This is a genomic window from Streptomyces showdoensis (assembly GCF_039535475.1).
GTDB lineage: Bacteria > Actinomycetota > Actinomycetes > Streptomycetales > Streptomycetaceae > Streptomyces > Streptomyces showdoensis.
Map to the genome: position 1 here is coordinate 135107 of NZ_BAAAXG010000012.1, position 22144 is coordinate 157250.

Annotated in this window: 23 protein-coding genes; 19 read left to right on the forward strand and 4 right to left on the reverse strand. The window is 73.5% G+C overall.

Going from position 1 to position 22144, the window contains the following annotated elements; genetic code table 11:
• Positions 1-57: 57 nt before the first annotated feature.
• A complete protein-coding gene (locus ABD981_RS07280; RefSeq protein WP_046908075.1) occupies positions 58-1140 on the forward strand; it encodes an ABC transporter permease in 1083 nt (360 codons plus the stop codon).
• The gene (locus ABD981_RS07285; RefSeq protein ID WP_046908076.1) at positions 1137-1829 is read left to right on the forward strand and encodes an ABC transporter ATP-binding protein; all 693 of its coding nucleotides are present in this window, start codon (positions 1137-1139) and stop codon (positions 1827-1829) included. Before ABD981_RS07280 ends, ABD981_RS07285 begins: the two co-directional genes overlap by 4 nt.
• Positions 1830-1896: 67 nt before the next feature.
• Here the strand turns inward: ABD981_RS07285 and ABD981_RS07290 are convergent, their stop codons facing one another.
• Positions 1897-2706, reverse strand: coding sequence for an IclR family transcriptional regulator (locus tag ABD981_RS07290; protein ID WP_046908077.1), 810 nt, complete (start codon positions 2704-2706; stop codon positions 1897-1899).
• A 314-nt stretch (positions 2707-3020) separates the two neighbouring features.
• Between ABD981_RS07290 and allB the strand changes: the two genes are divergently transcribed.
• Positions 3021-4355, forward strand: coding sequence for an allantoinase AllB (gene allB / locus ABD981_RS07295; protein ID WP_046908078.1), 1335 nt, complete (start codon positions 3021-3023; stop codon positions 4353-4355).
• A gap of 1 nt (position 4356) precedes the next feature.
• Complete coding sequence (alc, locus tag ABD981_RS07300; protein ID WP_046908079.1) at positions 4357-5472, forward strand: allantoicase; 1116 nt, start codon at positions 4357-4359, stop codon at positions 5470-5472.
• A gap of 241 nt (positions 5473-5713) precedes the next feature.
• Here the strand turns inward: alc and ABD981_RS07305 are convergent, their stop codons facing one another.
• Positions 5714-6454 (reverse strand): SDR family NAD(P)-dependent oxidoreductase, encoded by a 741-nt coding sequence (locus ABD981_RS07305; protein ID WP_046908080.1) that lies wholly within the window; start codon positions 6452-6454, stop codon positions 5714-5716.
• Between the two features lie 196 nt (positions 6455-6650).
• On the opposite strand from ABD981_RS07305, the gene ABD981_RS07310 reads away from it, so the two are divergent.
• Both ABD981_RS07310 and ABD981_RS07315 read left to right on the forward strand, forming a co-directional pair.
• A complete protein-coding gene (locus tag ABD981_RS07310; RefSeq protein ID WP_046908081.1) occupies positions 6651-7259 on the forward strand; it encodes a dihydrofolate reductase family protein in 609 nt (202 codons plus the stop codon).
• A 111-nt stretch (positions 7260-7370) separates the two neighbouring features.
• Complete coding sequence (locus tag ABD981_RS07315; protein WP_046908082.1) at positions 7371-8345, forward strand: DMT family transporter; 975 nt, start codon at positions 7371-7373, stop codon at positions 8343-8345.
• Between the two features lie 3 nt (positions 8346-8348).
• Here ABD981_RS07315 and ABD981_RS07320 read toward each other — a convergent pair whose 3' ends face one another.
• A complete protein-coding gene (locus ABD981_RS07320) occupies positions 8349-8570 on the reverse strand; it encodes a hypothetical protein (protein WP_046908083.1) in 222 nt (73 codons plus the stop codon).
• Between the two features lie 156 nt (positions 8571-8726).
• Here ABD981_RS07320 and ABD981_RS07325 point away from each other — a divergent pair, with 156 nt between their 5' ends.
• The 5 genes from ABD981_RS07325 to ABD981_RS07345 all read left to right on the forward strand — a co-directional run bounded on the left by ABD981_RS07325 (position 8727) and on the right by ABD981_RS07345 (position 13375).
• On the forward strand, positions 8727-9956 hold the full coding sequence (locus ABD981_RS07325; protein WP_046908084.1) for a sensor histidine kinase: 1230 nt from the start codon (positions 8727-8729) through the stop codon (positions 9954-9956).
• Entirely contained in the window at positions 9953-10636 is a 684-nt protein-coding gene (locus ABD981_RS07330) for a response regulator (protein ID WP_046908108.1), read from the forward strand. Before ABD981_RS07325 ends, ABD981_RS07330 begins: the two co-directional genes overlap by 4 nt.
• A 9-nt stretch (positions 10637-10645) precedes the next feature.
• A complete protein-coding gene (locus ABD981_RS07335) occupies positions 10646-11827 on the forward strand; it encodes a cytochrome P450 family protein (protein ID WP_046908085.1) in 1182 nt (393 codons plus the stop codon).
• A 5-nt stretch (positions 11828-11832) separates the two neighbouring features.
• On the forward strand, positions 11833-12270 hold the full coding sequence (locus ABD981_RS07340) for a PaaI family thioesterase (protein WP_240495239.1): 438 nt from the start codon (positions 11833-11835) through the stop codon (positions 12268-12270).
• Between the two features lie 340 nt (positions 12271-12610).
• Positions 12611-13375, forward strand: a complete 765-nt coding sequence (locus ABD981_RS07345) for a ricin-type beta-trefoil lectin domain protein (RefSeq protein ID WP_205628174.1) — start codon at positions 12611-12613, stop codon at positions 13373-13375.
• Between the two features lie 140 nt (positions 13376-13515).
• Here ABD981_RS07345 and ABD981_RS07350 read toward each other — a convergent pair whose 3' ends face one another.
• Positions 13516-14514, reverse strand: coding sequence for a Gfo/Idh/MocA family protein (locus tag ABD981_RS07350; RefSeq protein WP_046908087.1), 999 nt, complete (start codon positions 14512-14514; stop codon positions 13516-13518).
• A 194-nt stretch (positions 14515-14708) separates the two neighbouring features.
• Between ABD981_RS07350 and ABD981_RS07355 the strand changes: the two genes are divergently transcribed.
• The 8 genes from ABD981_RS07355 (at position 14709) to glsA (ending at position 22031) form a co-directional block, all read left to right on the forward strand.
• The gene (locus tag ABD981_RS07355) at positions 14709-15428 is read left to right on the forward strand and encodes a GntR family transcriptional regulator (protein WP_046911808.1); all 720 of its coding nucleotides are present in this window, start codon (positions 14709-14711) and stop codon (positions 15426-15428) included.
• Between the two features lie 41 nt (positions 15429-15469).
• Positions 15470-16525 carry a sugar ABC transporter substrate-binding protein gene (locus ABD981_RS07360; protein WP_123955182.1) on the forward strand — a complete coding sequence of 352 codons (1056 nt, stop codon included), beginning with the start codon at positions 15470-15472 and terminating at the stop codon, positions 16523-16525.
• Positions 16522-17586 (forward strand): ABC transporter permease, encoded by a 1065-nt coding sequence (locus tag ABD981_RS07365; RefSeq protein ID WP_046911806.1) that lies wholly within the window; start codon positions 16522-16524, stop codon positions 17584-17586. Before ABD981_RS07360 ends, ABD981_RS07365 begins: the two co-directional genes overlap by 4 nt.
• Positions 17583-18419, forward strand: coding sequence for an ATP-binding cassette domain-containing protein (locus ABD981_RS07370; RefSeq protein ID WP_046911805.1), 837 nt, complete (start codon positions 17583-17585; stop codon positions 18417-18419). Before ABD981_RS07365 ends, ABD981_RS07370 begins: the two co-directional genes overlap by 4 nt.
• A gap of 36 nt (positions 18420-18455) precedes the next feature.
• Complete coding sequence (locus ABD981_RS07375) at positions 18456-19634, forward strand: ROK family glucokinase (protein WP_046911804.1); 1179 nt, start codon at positions 18456-18458, stop codon at positions 19632-19634.
• Complete coding sequence (locus ABD981_RS07380) at positions 19631-20197, forward strand: hypothetical protein (RefSeq protein WP_046911803.1); 567 nt, start codon at positions 19631-19633, stop codon at positions 20195-20197. The genes ABD981_RS07375 and ABD981_RS07380 overlap by 4 nt, the downstream gene beginning before the upstream one ends.
• Positions 20198-20288: 91 nt before the next feature.
• Complete coding sequence (locus tag ABD981_RS07385; protein ID WP_046911802.1) at positions 20289-20684, forward strand: nuclear transport factor 2 family protein; 396 nt, start codon at positions 20289-20291, stop codon at positions 20682-20684.
• A 57-nt stretch (positions 20685-20741) separates the two neighbouring features.
• Positions 20742-22031, forward strand: coding sequence for a glutaminase A (gene glsA, locus ABD981_RS07390; protein ID WP_046911801.1), 1290 nt, complete (start codon positions 20742-20744; stop codon positions 22029-22031).
• Positions 22032-22144: the final 113 nt, after the last annotated feature.

Genomic DNA, 22144 nt, shown 5'->3' on the forward strand with positions numbered 1-22144 from the left:
GCGGAGCCATCCGTGGCGCGATGCCCGGGGGCACCCCCTCCGAGCAGGCTTGGCCCCATGTTCGTGGCATGGAGAGACCTGAGATTCGCCAAGGGGCGATTCACGTTGATGGGCACGGTGATCGTCCTGATCACCCTGCTGGTGGGACTGCTGTCCGGCCTCACCGCCGGGCTCGCGCGGGAGAACATCTCCGCGATCACCGGCCTGCCCGCGGACCGGCTGGCCTTCGCGGCCCCGCCCTCGGGCCAGTCGGTCTCCTTCACCAACTCGACCGTCACCGAGGGCCAGTGGCGGGACTGGGCCGCGCGGCCCGGCGTGGCGAGCGCCGAGCCGGTCGGCATCCGGACCCTCAACGCCACCGCCGGCGACCGCACGGCCGCGCTCTCCGCCTTCGGTACGGAGCCGGGCACCGGGATCGCCCCGCGGAGCGGCGAGCTGGGCCCGGGCAAGGCGGTCCTCTCGGAGTCCGCCGCGAAGGAACTGGACGTCGAGGCGGGCGACTCCGTACGCCTCGGCCCCGTGGAGGCCACCGTCGTCGCGGTCTCCGGCGACGCCTCGTACAGCCACACGCCCGTCGTGTGGACCTCCCTCGACGACTGGCAGAAGCTGGGCCACAGCGGCACCACGGCGGAGGAACAGGCCACGGTGATCGCGCTCAGCGGCTCCGGCGTGGACTGGGCCGCCGGGGACGCGGCGGAGAAGACCTCGTCCAAGACGCCGGACGAGGCGCTCACCGCCATAGGGTCCTACCAGGCGGAGAACGGCTCGCTGCAGATGATGCGCGGCTTCCTGTTCGCGATCTCCGCGCTCGTCATAGGAGCCTTCTTCACCGTCTGGACCATCCAGCGCAGCGGTGACGTGGCCGTCCTCAAGGCGCTCGGGGCCTCCACCCCGTACCTCCTGAAGGACGCGCTCGGCCAGGCCGTGATCATGCTCGGTGCGGGCACCCTGGTCGGCACCGGCCTCGCCACCGGCATCGGCGCGCTGATCAGCGGCGGGGACGTGCCCTTCGTGCTCCAGCCGCTGACCGTGCTGGGCCCGGCCGCCGTGATCATCGTGCTCGGTGTGCTCGGTGCGGCGCTTTCCATCCGGCGGATCACCGCCGTCGACCCCCTGACCGCCCTCGGGAGCGCGCGATGACCACGGACAACGGCCTCGTCCTCGACGACGTGACCCTGACCTATCCGGACGGCGACGGCCGGCTGACCGCCCTCGACGCGGTCTCCCTGGACGTCCCCGCGGGCACCCTGACCGCCGTGGTCGGCCCCTCGGGCTCCGGCAAGTCCAGCCTGCTCGCGGTGGCCGCGACGCTGGTGACCCCGGACAGCGGCCGGGTCGTGGTGGCCGGCACGGACGTCGGTCCGCTCACCCCGGCGGCCAAGGCGGAGCTGCGGCGGGAGAAGATCGGCATCGTCTTCCAGCAGCCCAACCTGCTGCCCTCGCTCGGCGCGCTGGAGCAGCTGGAGGTGATGGCGCACCTGTCCGGGCGGATGGGCCGGGAGTCGCGGCAGCGGGCCCTGGGGCTGCTCGACGCGGTCGGCCTCGCCGAGGCGGCGCACAAGCGCCCGCACCAGCTCTCCGGCGGCCAGCGCCAGCGGGTGAACATCGCCCGGGCCCTGATGAACGAGCCCTCGGTCCTCCTGGTCGACGAGCCGACCAGCGCGCTGGACCACGAGCGCGGGGCGGCCGTCATGGAGCTCCTGGCCGGCCTCACGCGCGAGCGCGGCACGGCGACGGTCCTGGTCACCCACGACCGCACCCACCTGGGGCGCGCGGACCGGGTGGCGACGGTGCGGGACGGGCGGCTGACGGAGGACGCGCGGGTGTGACGCCCGGACGCGCCGAAGGGGCGCCCGGAGTCCTCGGACTCCGGGCGCCCCTTCCGGTGCGCCGGCCTCAGCCCTGCGCGGTGCCCGACGTGTTGGCCAGGGCCGCCGACAGCTCCTCGGCCACCTGCTGGAGGATCGGCACGATCTTCTCGGTCGCCGCCTCCGTCACGCGTCCCGCCGGGCCGGAGATCGAGATCGCCGCCGCGGTGGGGGAGTCGGGGACGGAGACCGCCAGGCAGCGGACCCCTATCTCCTGCTCGTTGTCGTCGACCGCGTACCCGGTCTCGCGCACCGCGGCGAGCGCGTCGAGGAAGCCCTCGGGCGTGGTGATGGTCTTCTCGGTGGCGGCCGGCATGCCCGTACGGGCGAGCAGGGCGCGGACCTCGTCCGCCGGGGTGTAGGCGAGCAGCGCCTTGCCGACGCCCGTGGAGTGCGGCAGCACCCGCCGGCCCACCTCGGTGAACATGCGCATCGAGTGCTTGGACGGCACCTGAGCCACGTACACGATCTCGTCGCCGTCGAGCAGCGCCATGTTCGCCGTCTCGCCGGTCTCCTCGACGAGCCGGGCCAGGTACGGCCGGGCCCAGGTGCCGAGCAGGCGGGAGGCCGACTCGCCGAGGCGGATCAACCGGGGGCCCAGCGCGTACCGGCGGTTGGGCTGCTGGCGGACGTAGCCGCAGGCCACGAGGGTGCGCATCAGGCGGTGGATGGTGGGCAGCGGAAGCCCGCTGCTGGCGGAGAGCTCACTCAGCCCGACCTCGCCGCCTGCGTCGGCCATCCGCTCCAGGAGGTCGAAGGCACGCTCGAGGGACTGGACGCCACCGCTCGCGGCGGCGGGCTTGGCGGCGTCGGTGGTGCTGGCGCTGGACGTCGGCACGGCAACGGTCCTTTCGGGGCAGGCGGGCAAGGCAGCAGCCTACCGGGCGGGTGGGCCGTCCACACGGCCCGGTTCCGGCGTCCGGGCCGGTCAGGGGGGTGTTTGTCCGGTGTCGGAGGCCGCCCGGAGGGCTCCTGGTCCGCCCCGCATGTGCGGAGCTACGTTCTACTGTACGAAATTTACATTCCACTTCGTGGAAACGTCCAAGGTGGGTTCACGAGCGTCCCATGCTGGAAGTGTGCCCTTGACGACATGTCGTCTCGCGTGAAGACTCCTTCAACAGTTCGTTGAATTTCGTGGAAGAAGGGGTACGGGTGGACGTCAACCTGGTCCTGCGCTCGACGCGCGTCATCACTCCCGAGGGGACGCGCGCCGCGTCGATCGCCGTCGCCGGCGGGACGATCGCGGCCGTGCTGCCGTACGACGCCGAGGTACCCGCCGGCGCCCGGCTGGAGGACGTCGGCGACGACGTCGTCCTGCCCGGACTCGTCGACACCCACGTCCACGTGAACGACCCCGGCCGCACCGAGTGGGAGGGCTTCTGGACCGCCACCCGCGCCGCGGCCGCCGGCGGCATCACCACCCTCGTCGACATGCCGCTCAACTCGCTGCCGCCCACCACCACGGTCGACAACCTCCGGGTCAAGCAGGACGTCGCCCGCCCCAAGGCGCACATCGACACCGGCTTCTGGGGCGGCGCGCTGCCCGACAATGTCAAGGACCTGCGCCCGCTGCACGACGCCGGAGTCTTCGGCTTCAAGTGCTTCCTCTCGCCGTCCGGCGTCGACGAGTTCCCGCAGCTCGACCAGGACCAGCTGGCCGCCTCGCTCGCCGAGATCGCCGGCTTCGACGGTCTGATGATCGTCCACGCCGAGGACCCGCACGAGCTGGCCGCCGCCCCGCAGAAGTCGGGCGAGAAGTACGCGGACTTCCTCGCCTCCCGGCCGCGCGTCGCCGAGAACACCGCGATCGAGAACCTGATCAACCAGGCGCGCCGGCTGGGCGCCCGCGTCCACGTGCTGCACCTCTCCTCCTCCGACGCGCTGCCGCTGATCGCCGCAGCCAAGGCCGAGGGCGTCCGCATCACCGTCGAGTCCTGCCCGCACTTCCTCACCCTCACGGCCGAGGAGGTCCCGGACGGCGCCACCGAGTTCAAGTGCTGCCCGCCGATCCGCGAGGAGGCCAACCAGGACCTGCTCTGGCAGGGCCTGGCCGACGGCACCATCGACTGCATCGTCTCGGACCACTCGCCGTCCACCGCCGACCTCAAGACCCCGGACTTCGCCTCCGCCTGGGGCGGCATCTCCTCCCTCCAGCTCGGCCTGCCCGCCATCTGGACCGAGGCCCGCCGCCGCGGCCACGACCTCACCGACGTGGCCCGCTGGATGTCCGAGGCGCCGGCCAAGCTCGCGGGCCTCGCGCAGAAGGGCGCCATCGAGGCCGGCCGCGACGCCGACTTCGCCGTGGTCGACCCGGACGCCACCTTCACCGTCGACCCGGCGGAGCTCCAGCACCGCAACCGGGTCACCGCCTACGCGGGCCGCACCCTGTACGGCGTCGTCACCTCCACCTGGCTGCGCGGAGAGCGGATCGCCGACCGCGGCACCCTCGCCGAGCCCTCCGGCCGCCTCCTCGAAAGGAACAACTGACGTGTCGTCCATACCCAGCTTCACCGGTGACGCCAGCCCCTACGGCGGCGGCGACCCGTACGCCGACTACCGCACGTCGGACTTCCCCTTCACCCAGTACGCGGACCTCGCCGACCGCCGCCTCGGCGCGGGCGTCATCGCCGCCAACGACGAGTTCTTCGCCGAGCGCGAGAACCTGCTGAAGCCCGAGGCCGCCGAGTTCGACCCCGAGCACTTCGGCCACAAGGGCAAGATCATGGACGGCTGGGAGACCCGCCGCCGCCGCGGCGTCTCCGCCGCCGTGCCGCACCCCACCGAGGACGACCACGACTGGGCCCTCGTACGGCTCGGCGCCCCCGGCGTCGTCCGCGGCATCGTCGTCGACACCGCCCACTTCCGCGGCAACTACCCGCAGGCCGTCTCCGTCGAGGCCGCCTCCGTGGCCGGCTCGCCCTCGCCCGAGGAACTGCTCGCCGACGACGTGAAGTGGACGACGCTCGTCCCGCGCACCGCCGTCGGCGGCCACGCCGCGAACGGCTTCGCCGTCGACGTCGAGCAGCGCTTCACCCACCTGCGGGTCAACCAGCACCCGGACGGCGGCATCGCCCGCCTCCGCGTGTACGGCGAGGTCGCCCCCGACCCGCGGTGGCTCGGCGTGCTCGGCACCTTCGACCTCGCGGCCCTGGAGAACGGCGGCCGGGTCGAGGACGCCTCCGACCGCTTCTACTCCCCGGCCACCAACACCATCCAGCCCGGCCGCTCGCGCAAGATGGACGACGGCTGGGAGACCCGCCGCCGCCGCGACAAGGGCAACGACTGGATCCGCTACGGCCTCGCCGCCGAGTCCGAGATCCGCGCCGTCGAGATCGACACCGCGTACCTCAAGGGCAACAGCGCCGGCTGGGCCGCCCTCTCCGTGGCCGCCGAGGGCTCCGAGGAGTGGACCGAGATCCTGCCCCGGACCCGCCTCCAGCCCGACACCAACCACCGCTTCGTGCTCGACGTGCCGGCCGTCGGCTCCCGGGTGCGGATCGACATCTTCCCCGACGGCGGCATCTCCCGCCTCCGTCTCTTCGGCTCCCTCACCGAGGCGGGCACGGCGCGGCTGACCGCCCGCCACCAGGAGCTGGGCGGCTGACGCCACCCGGACCCACGACCTGGGCGGGCACGACACCCCGCCCGGCACACGAGGGCGCACCGACCCGACAGCACCGGTGCGCCCTCACCCCCTCTTCGAGGCTCGGTTCGCCTCCGGCCGCCTTGAGCCGGTCGCACGGCACCGACCGCGCTCGCCTCCCTCGTTCCTCGGGCGGCTCCGCGTGCTCGGCGCCGTGCGGCCGGCGCGCCCTTCGGCTCGCTCGCCGGGCCGGGTGGCGGCCCTACGCCGCGTGCCCGCCGTCCACCGAGAACTCCGCGCCCGTCACGTACGCCGCGTCCGGACCGGCCAGGAAGGTCACCACGGCGGCGACCTCCTCGGCGGTGCCGAAGCGGCCGAGGGCGGTCAGCTGGATCTGGGGTCCCGCGTACGGGCCGTCGGCCGGGTTCATGTCGGTGTCCGTCGGACCCGGGTGGACGATGTTCGCGGTGATGCCCCGGTCGCCCAGCTCCCGCGCCAGCGCCTTCGTCAGGCCGACCAGCGCCGCCTTGCTCGTCGCGTACAGCGTGCCGCCGGGGCCGGGGACCCGCTGCGTCATGCAGGTGCCGACGGTGACGATCCGGCCGCCCCGCTCCATCCGCGCGACGGCCGCCTGCGAGGCCAGGAAGGCCGCGCGGACGTTGACCGCGAGCACCCGGTCGACCTCGGCCAGGGTCAGCGTCTCCAGCGGGCCGAGCACCCCGACGCCCACGTTGTTGACGAGCACGTCGAGCCGCCCGAGGGCGTCCGCGGCCCACTCCACCGCGCCGGCCGCGTCGCCCGCGCTCCCGGCGTCGGCCCGGAGCGCCAGCGCCTTCCCGCCGGCGGCCTCGATGCGCGCGGCGACCTCGCGGGCCCGGTCCTCGCCCTGGACGTAGGTGAAGGCCACGTCCGCGCCCTCCCGGGCGAACCGGACGGCGGTCGCCGCCCCCACGCCCCGGCTGCCGCCGGTGACCAGAACCGCCTTGCCGCTCATGCTGGACATGTCGAACTCCTCCGAAGTCGTGCGGCGCGTGTGCCGCGCCGTGTCGTTGCGAGTTCAATCAAACGTGGGGCGAGGCCCCGTCGCTGGCGGGAATCGGACCCCGAGACGATCACCGCCCGGCGACCGATGAGTTCCGCCGGGCGGCACGGTCGAAAGGGGTGGGACACGATGGTCCGGAAGAGAAAGGGCACCCGCCATGGCCACCCTGAGCCTCACCCAGTTCCTCACCCTCGACGGCGTCCACCAGGCCCCCGGCGGCCCCGAGGAGGACCCCAGCGGCGGCTTCGACCTCGGCGGCTGGTCCGTCCCGTACGGGGACGAGGACTTCGGCCGCTTCATCACCGAGGTCTTCGAACGGCCCACCGCCTTCCTCCTCGGCCGCCGCACCTACGAGATCTTCGCCGGCTACTGGCCGCGGCAGGCCGACCCGGCCGACCCCGTCGCGACCAAGCTCAACGCCCTCCCCAAGTACGTCGCCTCGCACACCCTCACCACCGCCGACTGGAACGGCACCACCGTGCTCTCCGGCGACGTGGCGAAGGAGGTCGCCGCCCTCAAGGAGCGGCTCGACGGCGAGATCCAGATGCACGGCAGCGCCGGACTCGCCAAGACCCTGATGGCGCACGACCTCATCGACACCCTCCACCTGGCCGTGTTCCCGGTCGTCCTCGGCAAGGGCATGCGGCTCTTCGCCGACGGCGCCACCCCGAGCGCCTTCCGGCTCACCGCCGCCCGCACCACGGCCGCCGGGGTCGCCATCCAGACGTACGAGCGGGCCGGCCGCCCCGCGTACGGGAGTTACTGAGTCCCGCGCCCCCGAAAGGTGTAGCCACCACCGGCCGCTTTGGATACGGTGATCGTCCCGCGTGCGAGCCGCCGAAGTCTCCACCCCGTTCGTCGAGTCGGAGCAGGCCCCGTGTCCTCGTACGCCGTACCCGTGTCCCTCGGCGCGCCCCGCCGCGCCTGGCTCACCGACCTGCCCGTCCTCGTGGTCGCGGTCGTGTGGGGCACCAGCTACCTCGCCGCCAAGGGCATCACCACCACCCACACCGTCATCGCGGTGCTGGTCCTGCGCTTCGCGGTGGTGCTGCCCGTCCTCGTGGCGGCCGGATGGAGCCGGCTGCGGGCCCTGACCGCCGCCCAGTGGCGCGGGGCGGGGACCCTGGGCCTGATCCTCGCCGGGATCTTCCTCCTGGAGACCTACGGGGTGGTCCACACCTCCGCCACCAACGCGGGCCTGATCATCAGCCTCACCATGGTCCTCACCCCGCTGGCCGAGGCCGCCGTCACCCGCCGGAAGCCGCCCCGCGCCTTCCTCGCCGCCGCCGGACTCTCCGTCGCGGGCGTGGTGCTGCTGACGCAGGGCGGCGGGTTCACCGCCCCCTCCCTCGGGGACCTGCTGATGCTGCTCGCGGCGTTCGCCCGCACCGTGCACGTCCTCGCGATGTCCCGGATCAAGGCCGTCCGCAGCGCGGACTCGCTCTCCCTGACCACCGTCCAGCTCGGCTCCGCCGTCGCCGTCTTCGCCGTGCTGGCGGCCGTGCCCGGCACCGGGGCCTCGCCCTGGACCGTGGCGCTCGGCTTCGGCGCGCGCGAATGGGCCGGGCTGCTCTTCCTCTCCGTCTTCTGCACGCTCTTCGCCTTCTTCGTGCAGATGTGGGCGGTGCGCCGGACCTCCCCGTCCCGGGTCAGCCTGCTGCTCGGCACCGAGCCCCTGTGGGCGGCCGCCGCCGGCATCGCCCTCGCCGGCGACCGCCCGGGCGTCCTCGGCCTCGCGGGCGCGGTCCTCGTCCTGGCGGGCACCGGCTGGGGCCGCCGGGCGGCGGACGAGGCGGCGGACCGGGCGGCGGACCGGGCGGCCGACCGAGCGGCCGACCGGTCCGCCGGATAGGCGTCAGGACTTCGGCACCCGGTCCGACACGATCATGATCACCAGACCGAGGGCCGCGATCACGATGTTCGCGAACAGCTCCCGGCCCTCCAGGAACCCCACGTGGTCGGTCAGGAACCGGGTCACCGCCATCAGCCCGAACCAGCCCCCGGTGAGCTCGCGGATCACCCCGCACACGCCGAAGACCATGACCAGAAAGCCGGTGACCTCAAGGAATCGCTTCATGCCCCGAGCTTGATCCACTCGGGGCCCGGCCCGCGTCGGCCGCCGGTATCCCGTCCGCGGCCCCCCGTCCGACCGAAGTCGCGGCCGGTGCGACTTTGGTACCGACCCGCCGCTCCGCCCCCGCGCGGGCCGCCCCCGTCTGCGTACATTTCCGGTATGACACGCACGGCACGCCCGGAGCGGCTCACCTGGCTGCTCCCCTCCCACCTGGTCGAGGCCGCCGGGACCGAGACCTCCGGTCCGCGGGGCCGGCCGCGGCGCACCGTGCGGGACTGGATCGTCGACACCACGATCTTCCTGCTCGCCGCCTTCGTCGGGCTGCTCGCGGCCGAGACCAGCGTCAAGTACAGCAGCGAGCCGGTCGCCCTCACCGACCAGATCGTCGGCGGCCTCGCCTGCTGCGCGCTCTGGCTGCGCCGCCGCTGGCCCACCGGGCTCGCCGTCACCCTCTCCGCGGTCAGCGTCGTCGCACCCACCGCGAGCGGCGCCGTCCTCGCGAGCCTGTTCAGCGTCGCCGTACGGCGCCCCTTCCGCGAGGTCGCCTGGATCGGCGCCCTCGCCGCGGCCGCCTCCGTGGTCCAGGTCTTCGTCCGGCCCGACCCCACGATCAACGTCGTCGTCGCCATATGCCTCGGCATCGTCCTGATCCTCCTCGTCACCGCCTGGGGCATGCTGGTCCGCTCCCGCCGCCAGCTCGTCGAGGCACTGCGCGACCGGGCCCTGCGCGCCGAGGCCGAGGCCGAACTCCGCTTCGAGCAGGCCCAGCGGCTCGCCCGGGAGGCCATCGCCCGCGAGATGCACGACGTCCTCGCGCACCGGCTCACCCTGCTCAGCGTGCACGCCGGCGCCCTGGAGTTCCGGCCCGACGCCCCGCCCGAACAGGTCGCCCGCGCCGCCGGGGTGATCCGCGACAGCGCCCACGAGGCCCTCCAGGACCTGCGCGAGATCATCGGCGTGCTGCGCGCCCCGGGGGAGGAGGCCGCCGACCGGCCCCAGCCCACCCTCGCCACCCTCGACACCCTGGTCGAGGAGGTCCGCGAGGCCGGGATGCGGGTCGTCCTCGACAACGCCGTCACCGACCCCGGCTCCGTCCCCGCCTCCACCGGCCGCACGGTCTACCGGATCGTCCAGGAGGCCCTGACCAACGCCCGCAAACACGCCCCCGGCACCGAGGTCACCCTCATCCTGCGCGGCCGCCGGGGCGAAGGGCTGACCGTCGAGGTCCGCAACCCCGCCCCCACCGGACCCGTCCCGGCGGTCCCCGGCTCCGGACAGGGCCTCATCGGACTGACCGAGCGCGCCACCCTCGCCGGTGGCCGGATGGAGCACGGCCCCACCCCCGAGGGCGGGTTCGCCCTGCGCGCCTGGCTACCGTGGCCCGCATGACCATCCGCCTGCTCATCGTCGACGACGACCCCCTGGTCCGCGGGGGCCTCACCCTCATGCTCGGCGGCGCCGAGGACATCGAGATCGTCGGCGAGGGAGCCGACGGGGCCGAGGTGCCCGGACTCGTCGAGCGGCACGCCCCCGACGTCGTCCTCATGGACATCCGGATGCCGCGGGTCGACGGCCTCACCGCCACCGAACGGCTGCGCGCCGCGGCCGGCGCCCCCGAGGTCGTCGTCCTCACCACCTTCCACGCCGACGAGCAGGTGCTGCGCGCCCTGCGGGCCGGGGCCGCCGGCTTCGTCCTCAAGGACACCCCGCCCGCCGAGATCGTCACCGCCGTCCGCCGGGTCGCCGCCGGCGAGCCCGTGCTGTCCCCGGCCGTCACCCGGCAGCTGATGAGCCACGTCGCCGCGAACCCGCACGAGCCGCCCCGCCGCACCACCGCCGCCGAGCGCCTGGCCCTGCTCGCCGACCGCGAGCGCGAGGTCGCCCTCGCCGTCGGACAGGGCCGCTCCAACGCCGAGATCGCCGCCGCGCTCTACATGGGCGTCCCCACCGTCAAGACCCACGTCTCGCGGATCCTGGCCAAACTCGGCCTCAACAACCGTGTCCAGATCGCGCTGCTCGTCCACGACGCCGGACTGCTCGATCTTCCCGACGGCGAGGACCGTGCCTAGGCTGGACCGATGTCCGTCATCGATCTGGGGGAGTACGGCGCGGACTTCACCGCGAACCCGTACCCCTACTACGCCAAGCTCCGCGCGCAGGGGCCCGTCCACGAGGTCCTGACCCCGGACGGCATGCCGGCCTGGCTGGTCGTCGGGTACGAGGAGGTCCGCGCCGCCCTCGCCGACCAGCGGCTCTCCAAGTCCTTCTCCGCCTTCGGCATGCCCCTGCCCGAGGAGGAGATCATCGGGCCGAACCTGCTCATCGTCGACCCGCCGGACCACACCCGGCTGCGCAAGCTGGTCGCGGGCGAGTTCACCGGCCGCCGGGTCGAGGCGCTGCGCCCGCGCATCCAGCGGCTGACCGACGAGCTGCTGGACGCGATGGAGCCGGACGGCCGCGCCGACCTCGTCGACTCCTTCGCCTTCCCGCTGCCCATCACCGTCATCTGCGAGCTGCTCGGCGTCCCCGCAGCCGACCGCGACTCCTTCCGCGCCTGGTCCAACGAACTGGTCGCGCCCACCGGCGCGCTGGGCGACCAGGAGGCGGCCGTCGAGGGCTTCGGCGGCTACCTCGACGCGCTCATCGAGGACAAGCGGGCCGCCGGCCCCGCCGACGACCTGCTCTCCGCCCTCATCACCACCCGCGCCGAGGACGGCGACCGGCTCTCCCTGCCCGAACTGCGGGCCCTCGCCTACCTGCTGCTCATCGCGGGCCACGAGACCACCGTCAACCTGATCTCCAACACGGTGCGCGCCCTGCTCACGCACCCGGAGCAACTGGCGGCCCTGCGCGCCGACTTCGGCCTGATCGACGCCGCCGTCGAGGAGGGCCTCCGCTACGACGGCCCGGTGGAGAACGCCACCCTCCGCTTCGCCCCCGAGGCGCTCACCCTCGGCGGCACCGAGATCCCCGCCGGCGCGATCGTCCTGATCGGCCTCGCCGCCGGCGCCCGCGACCCGGGCCGCTTCCCGGACCCGGACCGCTTCGACATCCACCGCGACCCGCGCGGCCACCTCGCCTTCGGCCACGGCATCCACTTCTGCCTGGGGGCCCCGCTCGCCCGCCTGGAAGGCAAGATAGCGATTCGGACACTCGTCGAACGCTTCCCGCGGCTCGAACTCGACCCCGAGGCCGGCCCGCTGGAGTGGCTCCCCGGCATGCTGATCCGCGGCGCGCGCCGTCTGCCGGTCGTATGGTGACGCACATGAGCCTCGACCCGCGGACGGCGCAGAAGATCCTGGACGCCCAGCCCTTCAGCCGGCTCCTCGGCGCCCGGATCACCGCCTTCGGCGAGGGCGAGGCGACCCTGGAGCTCGACATCCGCGAGGAACTGCACCAGCAGAACGGGTTCGTCCACGGCGGGGTCCTCTCCTGCGCCGCCGACAACGCGCTCACCTTCGCCGCCGGCGCCGCGCTGGGCCCGGCCGTGCTGACCGCGGGCTTCTCCATCCAGTACGTCCGCCCGGCCCGCGGCACGCTCCTGCGCGCCCGCGCCTCGGTGGTGCACGCGGGCCGCCGTCAGGCGGTCGTCCGCTGCGACTTGCTCACCGTGGACGCGGATGCCGACGGGGCCGCCGCCGACGGCGGTACGGAGACCCTGTGCGCGGTGGCCCAGGGGACGGTGCTGTCGACGGCCACCTGAGGCCGCCCGGGGCCGCGGGAGGTGCCGGGCGCCGCCGACGACGGCCGGGTTCTCCCTCGCGGTTCCCGAAGACCCCACGGCCCGGCTCCCCCTCGCGCGGGGAGCCGGGCCGTACGCGTTCCGGCCAGATCGCTCGGGCGGCCCGCTCGCTGCGCCGCGGCCGTTCGCCCCTCCCCACCGCCTTTCGCGGACGGGTCGTTGGCGTGATCTCCACCCCGCGCTGTTGACCGTGATCACAGTGCGCCCGAAACTTTCACGCGACCCGCACAACCGTCACGTCGTCACCACGACCGCCCGCCAGGCAGGTCGACCGGTGGCCCGTCTCCGTAAGGATCCCGCGATGCGCCGTACCGCCGCACTGTTAGCCTCCGTCCTGCTCGCGGCAGCCGCCGCGCTCACCGCGCCCGCCGCCGCCACCGCCGCCGAGCGCCCGGCCCCCGCCACGGTCGCCGCGCAGTCCGCGGCGACCGTCCCGGGCCCCGGCGGCGTCGGGAGCTGTACCGAGTCCGGCTCGTCCGCCACCTGCACCGGCCTCGACCCGATGCAGACCTGGAGCGTCGGGGGATCCTGCGCGAGCTGGGACTGGAACACCAACACGTACACCTTCTCCCAGGCCTGGAGCGGCTGGGTCAGGGGTGACACCACCACCTCCGCGAGCTGCTTCGGCACGGGCACGTGGTGGGGCGGCGGCGTCTCGTTCGGGCCCGCGGTCCCGGCCGGCCCGGTCGGGCAGGTCACCGGCTTCGCGGGCAAGTGCCTGGACGTGCGCGGCGGCAGCATGGGCAACAAGACGCCCACCCAGATCTGGGACTGCCTCGGCAACGTCAACCAGAGATGGAAGATCGGCACCGACGGCACCATCCGCGCCGTCGGCGTGTGCCTGGACGTCTGGGACGGCCGCACCGGCAACGGCACCCAGGTGCACACCGGCCCCTGCAACGGCAACGTCGCCCAGCAGTGGTGGGTCCGGAGCGACGGCGCGATCGTCAACACCAAGTCCGGCCGCTGCCTGGACGTCCGGGGCTACGACAGCGCCAACGGTGCCATCGTGCAGATCTGGGACTGCAACGGCACCTCGAACCAGCTGTGGCAGCTGCCCGCCTGACACGCTCCGGCCACCCGGCCCCGGCCGTCGACCCGCAGGCCGTGGGCACCCCGCCGCGGGCCCGGCCTGACACGCCCAGGTCCTGCCCGGAAAGTCCCGCCCGGCTCTGTGGGCAGACGGCGCCGCTTTCCTGACACGACCTAAGGGATCTCCGCCACCCGCACCACCCGCCGCTCCCGCCGCGACAGCTCGCACGCCTCCGCGACGCGCAGCGCGGCGAGCGCCTCGGCCCCGTCGCAGGGGTTGTCGCGCTCGCCGCGCACCAGGCGTACGAAGGCGTCCAGCTCCGCCTCGTACGCCGGGCCGAAGCGGTCGAGGAAACCGCTCCAGGGCTTCGCGGGCGGGCGCGGTCCCAGGGGCTCGACCGACTCCACCGGGGTCCGGTCGTCCCAGCCCACCGCGATCTGGTCCAGCTCGCCGGCCAGCTCCATCCGCACGTCGTAGCCGGCCCCGTTGCACCGGGTCCCGGTCGCCGTCACCAGCGTCCCGTCGTCCAGGGTGAGGAGGGCGGCCGCCGTGTCCACGTCCCCGGCCTCCCGGAACATCGCGGGACCCGCGTCCGAGCCGGTCGCGAAGACCTCCACGACCTCCCGCCCGGTCACCCACCGCACGATGTCGAAGTCGTGCACCAGGCAGTCCCGGAAGAGCCCGCCCGACAGCGGCAGGTAGCCCGCGGGCGGCGGGGCCGGGTCGGAGGTGGCCGCGCGGACCGTGTGCAGGCGCCCGAGCCGCCCGTCCGCCACGGCCTCCCGGGCCGCCCGGTACCCGGCGTCGAAGCGGCGCATGAAGCCCAGCTGCAGCTCGGTGCCCGCGGCCGCCACGGCCCGCAGCGCCTCCAGCGTCCCGGGCACGTCCAGCGCGATCGGCTTCTCGCAGAAGGCCGGCAGACCGGCCGCCGCGGCGCGCCCGATCAGCTCCGCGTGCGCCGCCGTCGCCGAGGCGATCACCACGGCGTCCAGCGGGTGCCCGAGCAGCGCGTCGACCGACGGGGCCGCCCCGGCCCCCAGCGAGCCGGCCAGCCGCTCCGCCCGCACCGCGTCGGCGTCGGCCAGGACCAGCTCCTCGACCTCCGGATGCCGGGCGAGCACCCCCGCGTGAAAGGCCCCGATCCGTCCCGTGCCGATCAGTCCGATACGCATGGCCCCAAGGTGGTGCGGAAAGCACCCCCTGTCAAGGAAATGTCAGGACAACAGGACGCCACGCCTTCCCGGCGCCGAACCCCGGGGCTACGCTCCCGGACGTGCTTCCCCAGCCGCCGGAATCCCCTCCACCCGCATCCCCTCCACCCGCATCCCCCACCCCCCGCCCCGCCCGCACACCGCCCGACCTGTCCGTGGACCGCGCCAGCCCGGTGCCCCTCTACTTCCAGCTGGCCCAGCAGCTCCAGGCGGCCATCGAGAACGGCGCACTCACCCCCGGCACCCTGCTCGGCAACGAGATCGAGCTGGCCACCCGCCTCGGCCTGTCCCGGCCCACGGTCCGCCAGGCCATCCGCACGCTCGTCGACAAGGGCCTCCTGGTCCGCCGCAGGGGCGTCGGCACCCAGGTCGTGCACAGCGGCGTCCGCCGGCCCCTGGAGCTGAGCAGCCTGTACGACGACCTGGAGGCGTCCGGGCAGCAGCCCGCCACCCGGGTCCTGGCCGACCGGCTCGAAGCGGCGAGCGCCGAGGTCGCCGCGGCCCTCGGCGTCGCGGAGGGCACCGAGGTGCGCTGCCTGGAGCGGCTCCGCACCGCGCACGGCGAGCCCCTCGCGCACCTGCGCAACCACCTCCCGGCGACCCTGCTCGACGCGGACGCCGCGCGCCTCGCCGAGACCGGCCTCTACCGGCTGCTGCGCGCCACCGGACTGACCCTGCACAGCGCCCGCCAGACCGTCGGGGCACGCGCCGCCGGACCCGCGGAGGCGGAGCTCCTCGGCGAGCGCCCCGGCGCCCCGCTGCTCACGATGGAACGCACCACCTTCGACGCGACGGGCCGCGCCGTGGAGTTCGGCTCCCACCTCTACCGGGCCTCGCGTTACTCCTTCGAGTTCCAGTTGCTGGCGCGTGGGTAGGCCCCCTGAAGATCGGCACGACCCCCATGACCGATACTGCAATGCACGCAGAAGGACACAAAGGAGGGCACGGCCTCGTGACCAGGGTTCCTAATGGAGGGGTACGCGCGGCCATCGGCGCCGTGCTCGCGGTGGCGCTGACCGCCGCGCTCGCGGGATGCAGCAGCACCGGCGGCAAGCGCGCGGAGGACGCCCGCAAGGCGGCCGCGGCCCAGGGACGGGCAGCGGTGGACACCCCCCGCTGGACCTTCGCCATGGTCACCCACTCGGGCGATGGCGACACCTTCTGGGACATCGTCCAGAACGGTGCCAAGCAGGCCGCCGTCAAGGACAACATCAACTTCCTCTACGCCCACAGCGACGAGGCCCAGCAGCAGGCCCAGCTGATCGACTCGTACGTGGCCAAGGGCGTCGACGGCCTCATCGTCACGCTCGCCAAGCCGGACGCGATGAAGACCGCCGTGGAGAAGGCCGTGAAGGCCGGCATCCCGGTGATCACGGTGAACTCCGGCGCCGACGCCTCCAAGGCCTTCGGCGCCCTCACCCACATCGGCCAGGACGAGACCGTGGCCGGCGAGGCGGTCGGCGACGAGCTCGACAAGCGCGGCCGCAAGAAGGCCCTGTGCGTCCTGCACGAGCAGGGCAACGTCGGCCACGAGCAGCGCTGCGCCGGGGCGAAGAAGACCTTCGACGGCGCGCTGCAGAACCTCTACGTCGACGGCACCAACATGCCCGACGTCCAGGCCTCCATCCTGGCCAAGCTGCAGTCCGACCCGTCCATCGACGCCGTCGTCACCCTCGGCGCGCCGTTCGCCGACGCCGCCGTCCAGGCGAGGAAGAGCGCGGGCAGCAAGGCCGAGGTCGACACCTTCGACCTCAACGCCAAGGTCGCCGACGCGCTCGCCGCCGGCACCCTCGGCTTCGCCGTGGACCAGCAGCCCTACCTCCAGGGGTACGAGGCCGTCGACCTGCTCTGGCTCTACCGCTACAACGCCGACGTCCTCGGCGGCGGCAAGCCGGTGCTGACCGGACCGCAGATCATCACCAAGGACCAGGCCGCCGCGCTCAAGGGCTACACGGAGCGGGGTACCCGATGAGCGCCGCCGCCCCGCCACCGGCGCCCGCCGACGGCCTGGACCACGTCGACGAGCGGCTGCTGCGCACGTCCCCGACGAAGAAGCTGCTGGCCCGCCCCGAGCTGGGCTCGGTCGTCGGCGCGATCGCCGTCTTCGTCTTCTTCTCGGTGGCCGCCGACAGCTTCCTGAAGGCCTCCAGCCTCGGCACCGTGCTCTACGCGGCCTCCACCATCGGCATCATGGCGGTGCCGGTCGCGCTGCTGATGATCGGCGGCGAGTTCGACCTCTCCGCCGGTGTGCTCGTCACCAGCTCGGCGCTGATCTCCTCGATGTTCAGCTACCAGATGACCGCGAACGTCTGGGTCGGCGTCGGCGTCTCGCTGCTCGTCACCCTCGCCATCGGCGCGTTCAACGGCTTCATGCTGACCCGCACCAAGCTGCCCAGCTTCATCATCACGCTCGGCACCTTCCTCATGCTGACCGGCCTGAACCTCGGCTTCACCAAGCTGATCAGCGGCACGGTCTCCACCAAGTCGATCGCCGACATGGAAGGCTTCCCCTCCGCCAAGAAGCTCTTCGCCTCCACCTGGACGGTCGGCGGCGTCGAGCTCAAGGTCACCATCCTGTGGTGGCTCGCCCTGGTCGCCGTCGCCACCTGGATCCTGCTGCGGACCCGCTTCGGCAACTGGATCTTCGCGGTCGGCGGCGGCTCCGACGCCGCCCGCGCGGTCGGCGTCCCGGTCTACAAGACCAAGATCGGGCTCTACATGGGCGTGGCCTTCTGCGCCTGGATCGCCGGCCAGCACCTGCTCTTCTCCTTCGACGTCGTCCAGTCGGGCGAGGGCGTCGGCAACGAGCTGATCTACATCATCGCGGCCGTCATCGGCGGCTGTCTGATCACCGGCGGCTACGGCTCCGCCATCGGCTCGGCGGTCGGCGCCTTCATCTTCGGCATGACCGGCAAGGGCATCGTGTACGCCGAGTGGAACCCCGACTGGTTCAAGTTCTTCCTGGGCGCCATGCTGCTGCTCGCGACCCTCCTGAACGCCTGGATCCGCAAGCGCGTGGAGGCCACGAAATGACCACCGAAGCCCCGGCGAACCCGGCTCCCCTCGTGGAGCTCGACGACGTCAGCAAGTACTACGGCAACATCCGGGCCCTCGAAGGCGTCTCCCTGGAGGTCCGCGCGGGCGAGATCACCTGCGTCCTCGGTGACAACGGCGCCGGCAAGTCCACCCTCATCAAGATCGTCGCAGGGCTGCACAAGCACGACGGCGGCAGCTTCCGCATCGAGGGCGAGGACGTCGAGCTGGCCAACCCGCGCGACGCCCTGGACCGGGGCATCGCCACCGTCTACCAGGACCTCGCGGTGGTCCCGCTCATGCCGGTCTGGCGCAACTTCTTCCTCGGCTCCGAGCCCACGAAGGGCAAGGGCCCGTTCAAGCGCCTCGACGTCGAGCTGATGCGGGCGACCACCCGCACCGAGCTGCTGCGCATGGGCATCGACCTGCGCGACGTCGACCAGCCCATCGGCACCCTCTCGGGCGGCGAGCGGCAGTGCGTGGCCATCGCCCGCGCGGTCCACTTCGGCGCCAAGGTCCTCGTCCTCGACGAGCCGACCGCCGCGCTGGGCGTGAAGCAGTCCGGGGTGGTCCTGAAGTACGTGGCCGCCGCACGTGACCAGGGCCTCGGCGTGGTCCTCATCACCCACAACCCGCACCACGCGTACCTCGTCGGCGACCGTTTCGTGCTGCTGAAACGCGGCGTCATGGCGGGCAGCCACACCAAGGACTCCGTCACCCTGGACGAGTTGACCCGCCAGATGGCCGGCGGCAGCGAGCTGGAGGACCTGCGCCACGAGCTGGAGCGGCCCGCCGGCCCGGCGGATCCGTCCGGGCCGGCCTCCGCTTCGTAACGCGTCCCACACACCCCGCCTGGCAGAATCGAGCCGATGAGTACCTACCGTGACCTCACGCACCGCGGCTCGGCTCGCGGCACGGTCCTGCGGACCGTCGGCACCCGGGAGCGGCGCTCGCACCTGACGGCGCCCCGGGTGCCGACCGTCGGCATCGACATCGGCGGTACGAAGGTGATGGCCGGCGTCGTCGACGCGGACGGCAACATCCTGGAGAAGATCAAGACCGAGACGCCCGACAAGTCGAAGAGCGCCAAGGTCGTCGAGGACACCATCACCGAGCTGGTCCTCGACCTCTCCGACCGCCACGACGTGCACGCCGTCGGCATCGGCGCCGCCGGCTGGGTGGACGCCGACCGGGCCAGGGTGCTCTTCGCCCCCCACCTCGCCTGGCGCAACGAGCCGCTGCGCGACGCCCTCCAGGACCGGCTGGCCGTCCCGGTCATGGTCGACAACGACGCCAACACCGCCGCCTGGGCCGAGTGGCGCTTCGGCGCCGGCCGCGGCGAGGACCACCTGGTCATGATCACCCTCGGCACCGGCATCGGCGGCGCCATCCTGGAGGACGGCCAGGTCAAGCGGGGCAAGTACGGGGTGGCCGGCGAGTTCGGCCACATGCAGGTCGTCCCCGGCGGCCACCGCTGCCCCTGCGGCAACCGCGGCTGCTGGGAGCAGTACAGCTCGGGCAACGCGCTGGTCCGCGAGGCCCGGGAGCTGGCCGCCGCCGACTCCCCGGTCGCGTACGGCATCGTCGAGCGGGTCAAGGGCAACGTCCCCGACATCACCGGCCCCCTCATCACCGAGCTGGCCCGGGAGGGCGACGCCATGTGCGTCGAGCTCCTCCAGGACATCGGCCAGTGGCTCGGCGTCGGCATCGCCAACCTGGCCGCCGCCCTCGACCCCTCCTGCTTCGTCATCGGCGGCGGCGTCTCGGCCGCCGACGACCTGCTCATCGGCCCCGCCCGGGACGCCTTCCGCCGCCACCTCACCGGCCGCGGCTACCGTCCCGAGGCCCGGATCGCCCGCGCCCAGCTCGGCCCCGAGGCCGGCATGGTCGGCGCCGCCGACCTCGCCCGGCTGGTCGCCCGCCGCTTCCGCCGCGCCAACCGCCGCCGCGTCGAGCGCTACGAGCGCTACGGGCGCTACGCCCAGGTCCTGCGCGGGGTCCCCGCGGCGGACCGGGAAACCCGCAACCCCCAGGACCCGCCTTCATGACCCTGCACCACCCGACGGCCCCCCAGGACGGAAAGCTCCCCGAGGACCGGCGCCACATGCTGCGCCGCCGCTGGCTGACCGCGATCACCATCGTGCTCCTCGTCGGCATCCCGGCCGGCTACCTGGTCATCTCCGCGGGCCAGAGCCGGGACAGCGGACGCGACAAGGAGCGCGAGTCCTCGGCCGTCGGCCTCCAGGACAACTGGCCCTCCCAGATGAAGCGCCGGGTCTTCGAGATCCCCGTCCCCACCGGCGCCTGGGACGTCAGCTACTACGAGACCAGCAACTGGAAGACCAGCCGGCTCTACGTCCAGTTCACGACCACCGCGAACGGGCTCGACACCTACCTCCACGACAGCGGCACCAGCCGCGCCGCCCTCACCCCGGGCGTCTCGGTCGGCGACCACGACGCCGGCATCGTCGGCTGGGACTTCCACCCGGACCGCACCTGGAGCGGCACCACCGTCTCCCGCGAGCAGCCCCGCCCGACGAGCGACATCACCGTCGACCTCACGGACCCGGCCTTCCCGCGCGTGTACGTGGTCTCGGCGACCTCGCCCTGACGCACGGGGGCCGTGCCTTGTCGCCCGCCCGCGGAGACAGTACTGTCCGGCGTACCTAATCAACTCGTTGAGTATTGAGGGGTACGTGCCCATGCACCCGTTCCGCACCGCGGTCGAGGCCCGCGACCTCGACGCCGTCGAGGCGCTGCTCGCCGAGGACGTCGTCTTCACCAGCCCGGTCGCCTTCAAGCCGTACCCCGGGAAGGCCATCACCGCCGCGATCCTGCGCGCCGTGCTGCGGGTCCTCGAGGACTTCACGTACGTGCGCGAGATCGCCGACCCCGGCGGCCGTGACCACGCCCTCGTCTTCACCGCCACCGTCGGCGGTCGGCGGATCCAGGGGTGCGACTTCCTCCACTTCGACGAGGACGGCAGGATCGACGACTTCACCGTCATGGTCCGCCCGCTCTCGGCGGCGCAGGCGCTCGCCGAGGCGATGGGGGAGCAGTTCGAGCGGATCGCCCGGGAGGCGGCGGAGGTTTCCTGACGTCCGGGGAAGTCTCTACGTCGCCAGCACACTCCCGCGCGACGAAGGTCCGGTGCCATGGATCCGGAGACAGATGCCCTGAACGAGCTCCACCGGCGGCTGAGCGGCCTCCGGGACGGGCGGGTCGCCGACTACATCCCCCAGCTGGCCCTGGCCGACCCCGACGACTTCGGGATCGCCCTGGTCAGCATGGGCGGCAACACCTACCGGGCGGGGAAGGCCGACAGCGTCTTCACCCTCCAGTCGGTCTCCAAGCCCTTCGTCTACGCCCTCGCGCTGGGCGACCTCGGCCCGCGGGAGACCCTGCGCCACGTCGGGGTCGAGCCCAGCGGCAACGCGTTCAACGCCATCAGCCTGGAGCCCGGCACCGGGCGCCCGGCCAACCCGATGATCAACGCCGGGGCCATCGCCACCACCGCGCTGGTCCGGGCCGACGGCCCGGCCGAGCGCTTCGGCCGGATCCTCGCCTGTCTGTCGGCCTTCGCCGGCCGCACCCTCGACGTCGACGAGGACGTGTACGCCAGCGAGGCCGCCACCGGCGACCGCAACCGGGCCCTGGCCTACCTGATGCGCTCGGCCGGATCGCTGCGGGCCGACCCGGCGGAGGCGGCCGACACGTACTTCCGGCAGTGCGCGGTCCGGGTCACGGCCGCCGACCTCGCGGTCATGGCCGCGACCCTCGCCAACGGCGGCCGCAACCCCGTCACCGGCGTCCGGGTCGTCGCCGAGCCGGACGCCGTCCGCACCCTCGCCGTCATGGCCACCTGCGGGATGTACGACGGGGCCGGACAGTGGCTCCTGGACGTCGGCCTGCCCGCCAAGAGCGGCGTCTCCGGCGGCCTGATCGCCGCCAGTCCGGGCCGCTTCGGCGTCGCCGTCCACAGCCCCCCGCTGGACGCCTCCGGCAAGCCGGTCCGGGCCGTGGCCGCCCTCGGCGAGATGGCGGAGCGCTTCGGCCTGCACATCATGCACAACTCGGGACTGCACGCGGCGACGGTGACCGGCGCCGAACGCGTCGAACGCGAGGGCCGGACCGTCGGCGTGGTCACCGCCCAGGGACGCCTGGAGTTCACCGAGACCGAGGCACTGCTGTACGCCCTCCGGGACCTCACCCCGCCCCCGCTGGGCCGGCTGGTGCTCGACCTGACCGCGGTCTCCACCGTCCTGCCCGGCGCGGCGACGGCGCTGGCCGCGGTCCTGGCCGACCTCGTCGCCCAGGGGCACCGGGTCGCCGTCGCCGCCCGGCTGACCTTCGAGGCGGTGGGGGAGGAACGCCCGCGGACCTGGCAGGTGTTCGGCACCCGGGAGGCCGCGCTGACCTGGGCGGCGGGCGCCGACGGAGCCTGAGCGGCGGGACGGCCCGCCGGCGGACGGCTTACGACAACACCATTGACGTGTGCGGAGCGCGACGGCTTTCATGGCGCCCATCCGGACCGCGCATGCGTCAACAGGCCGTACCC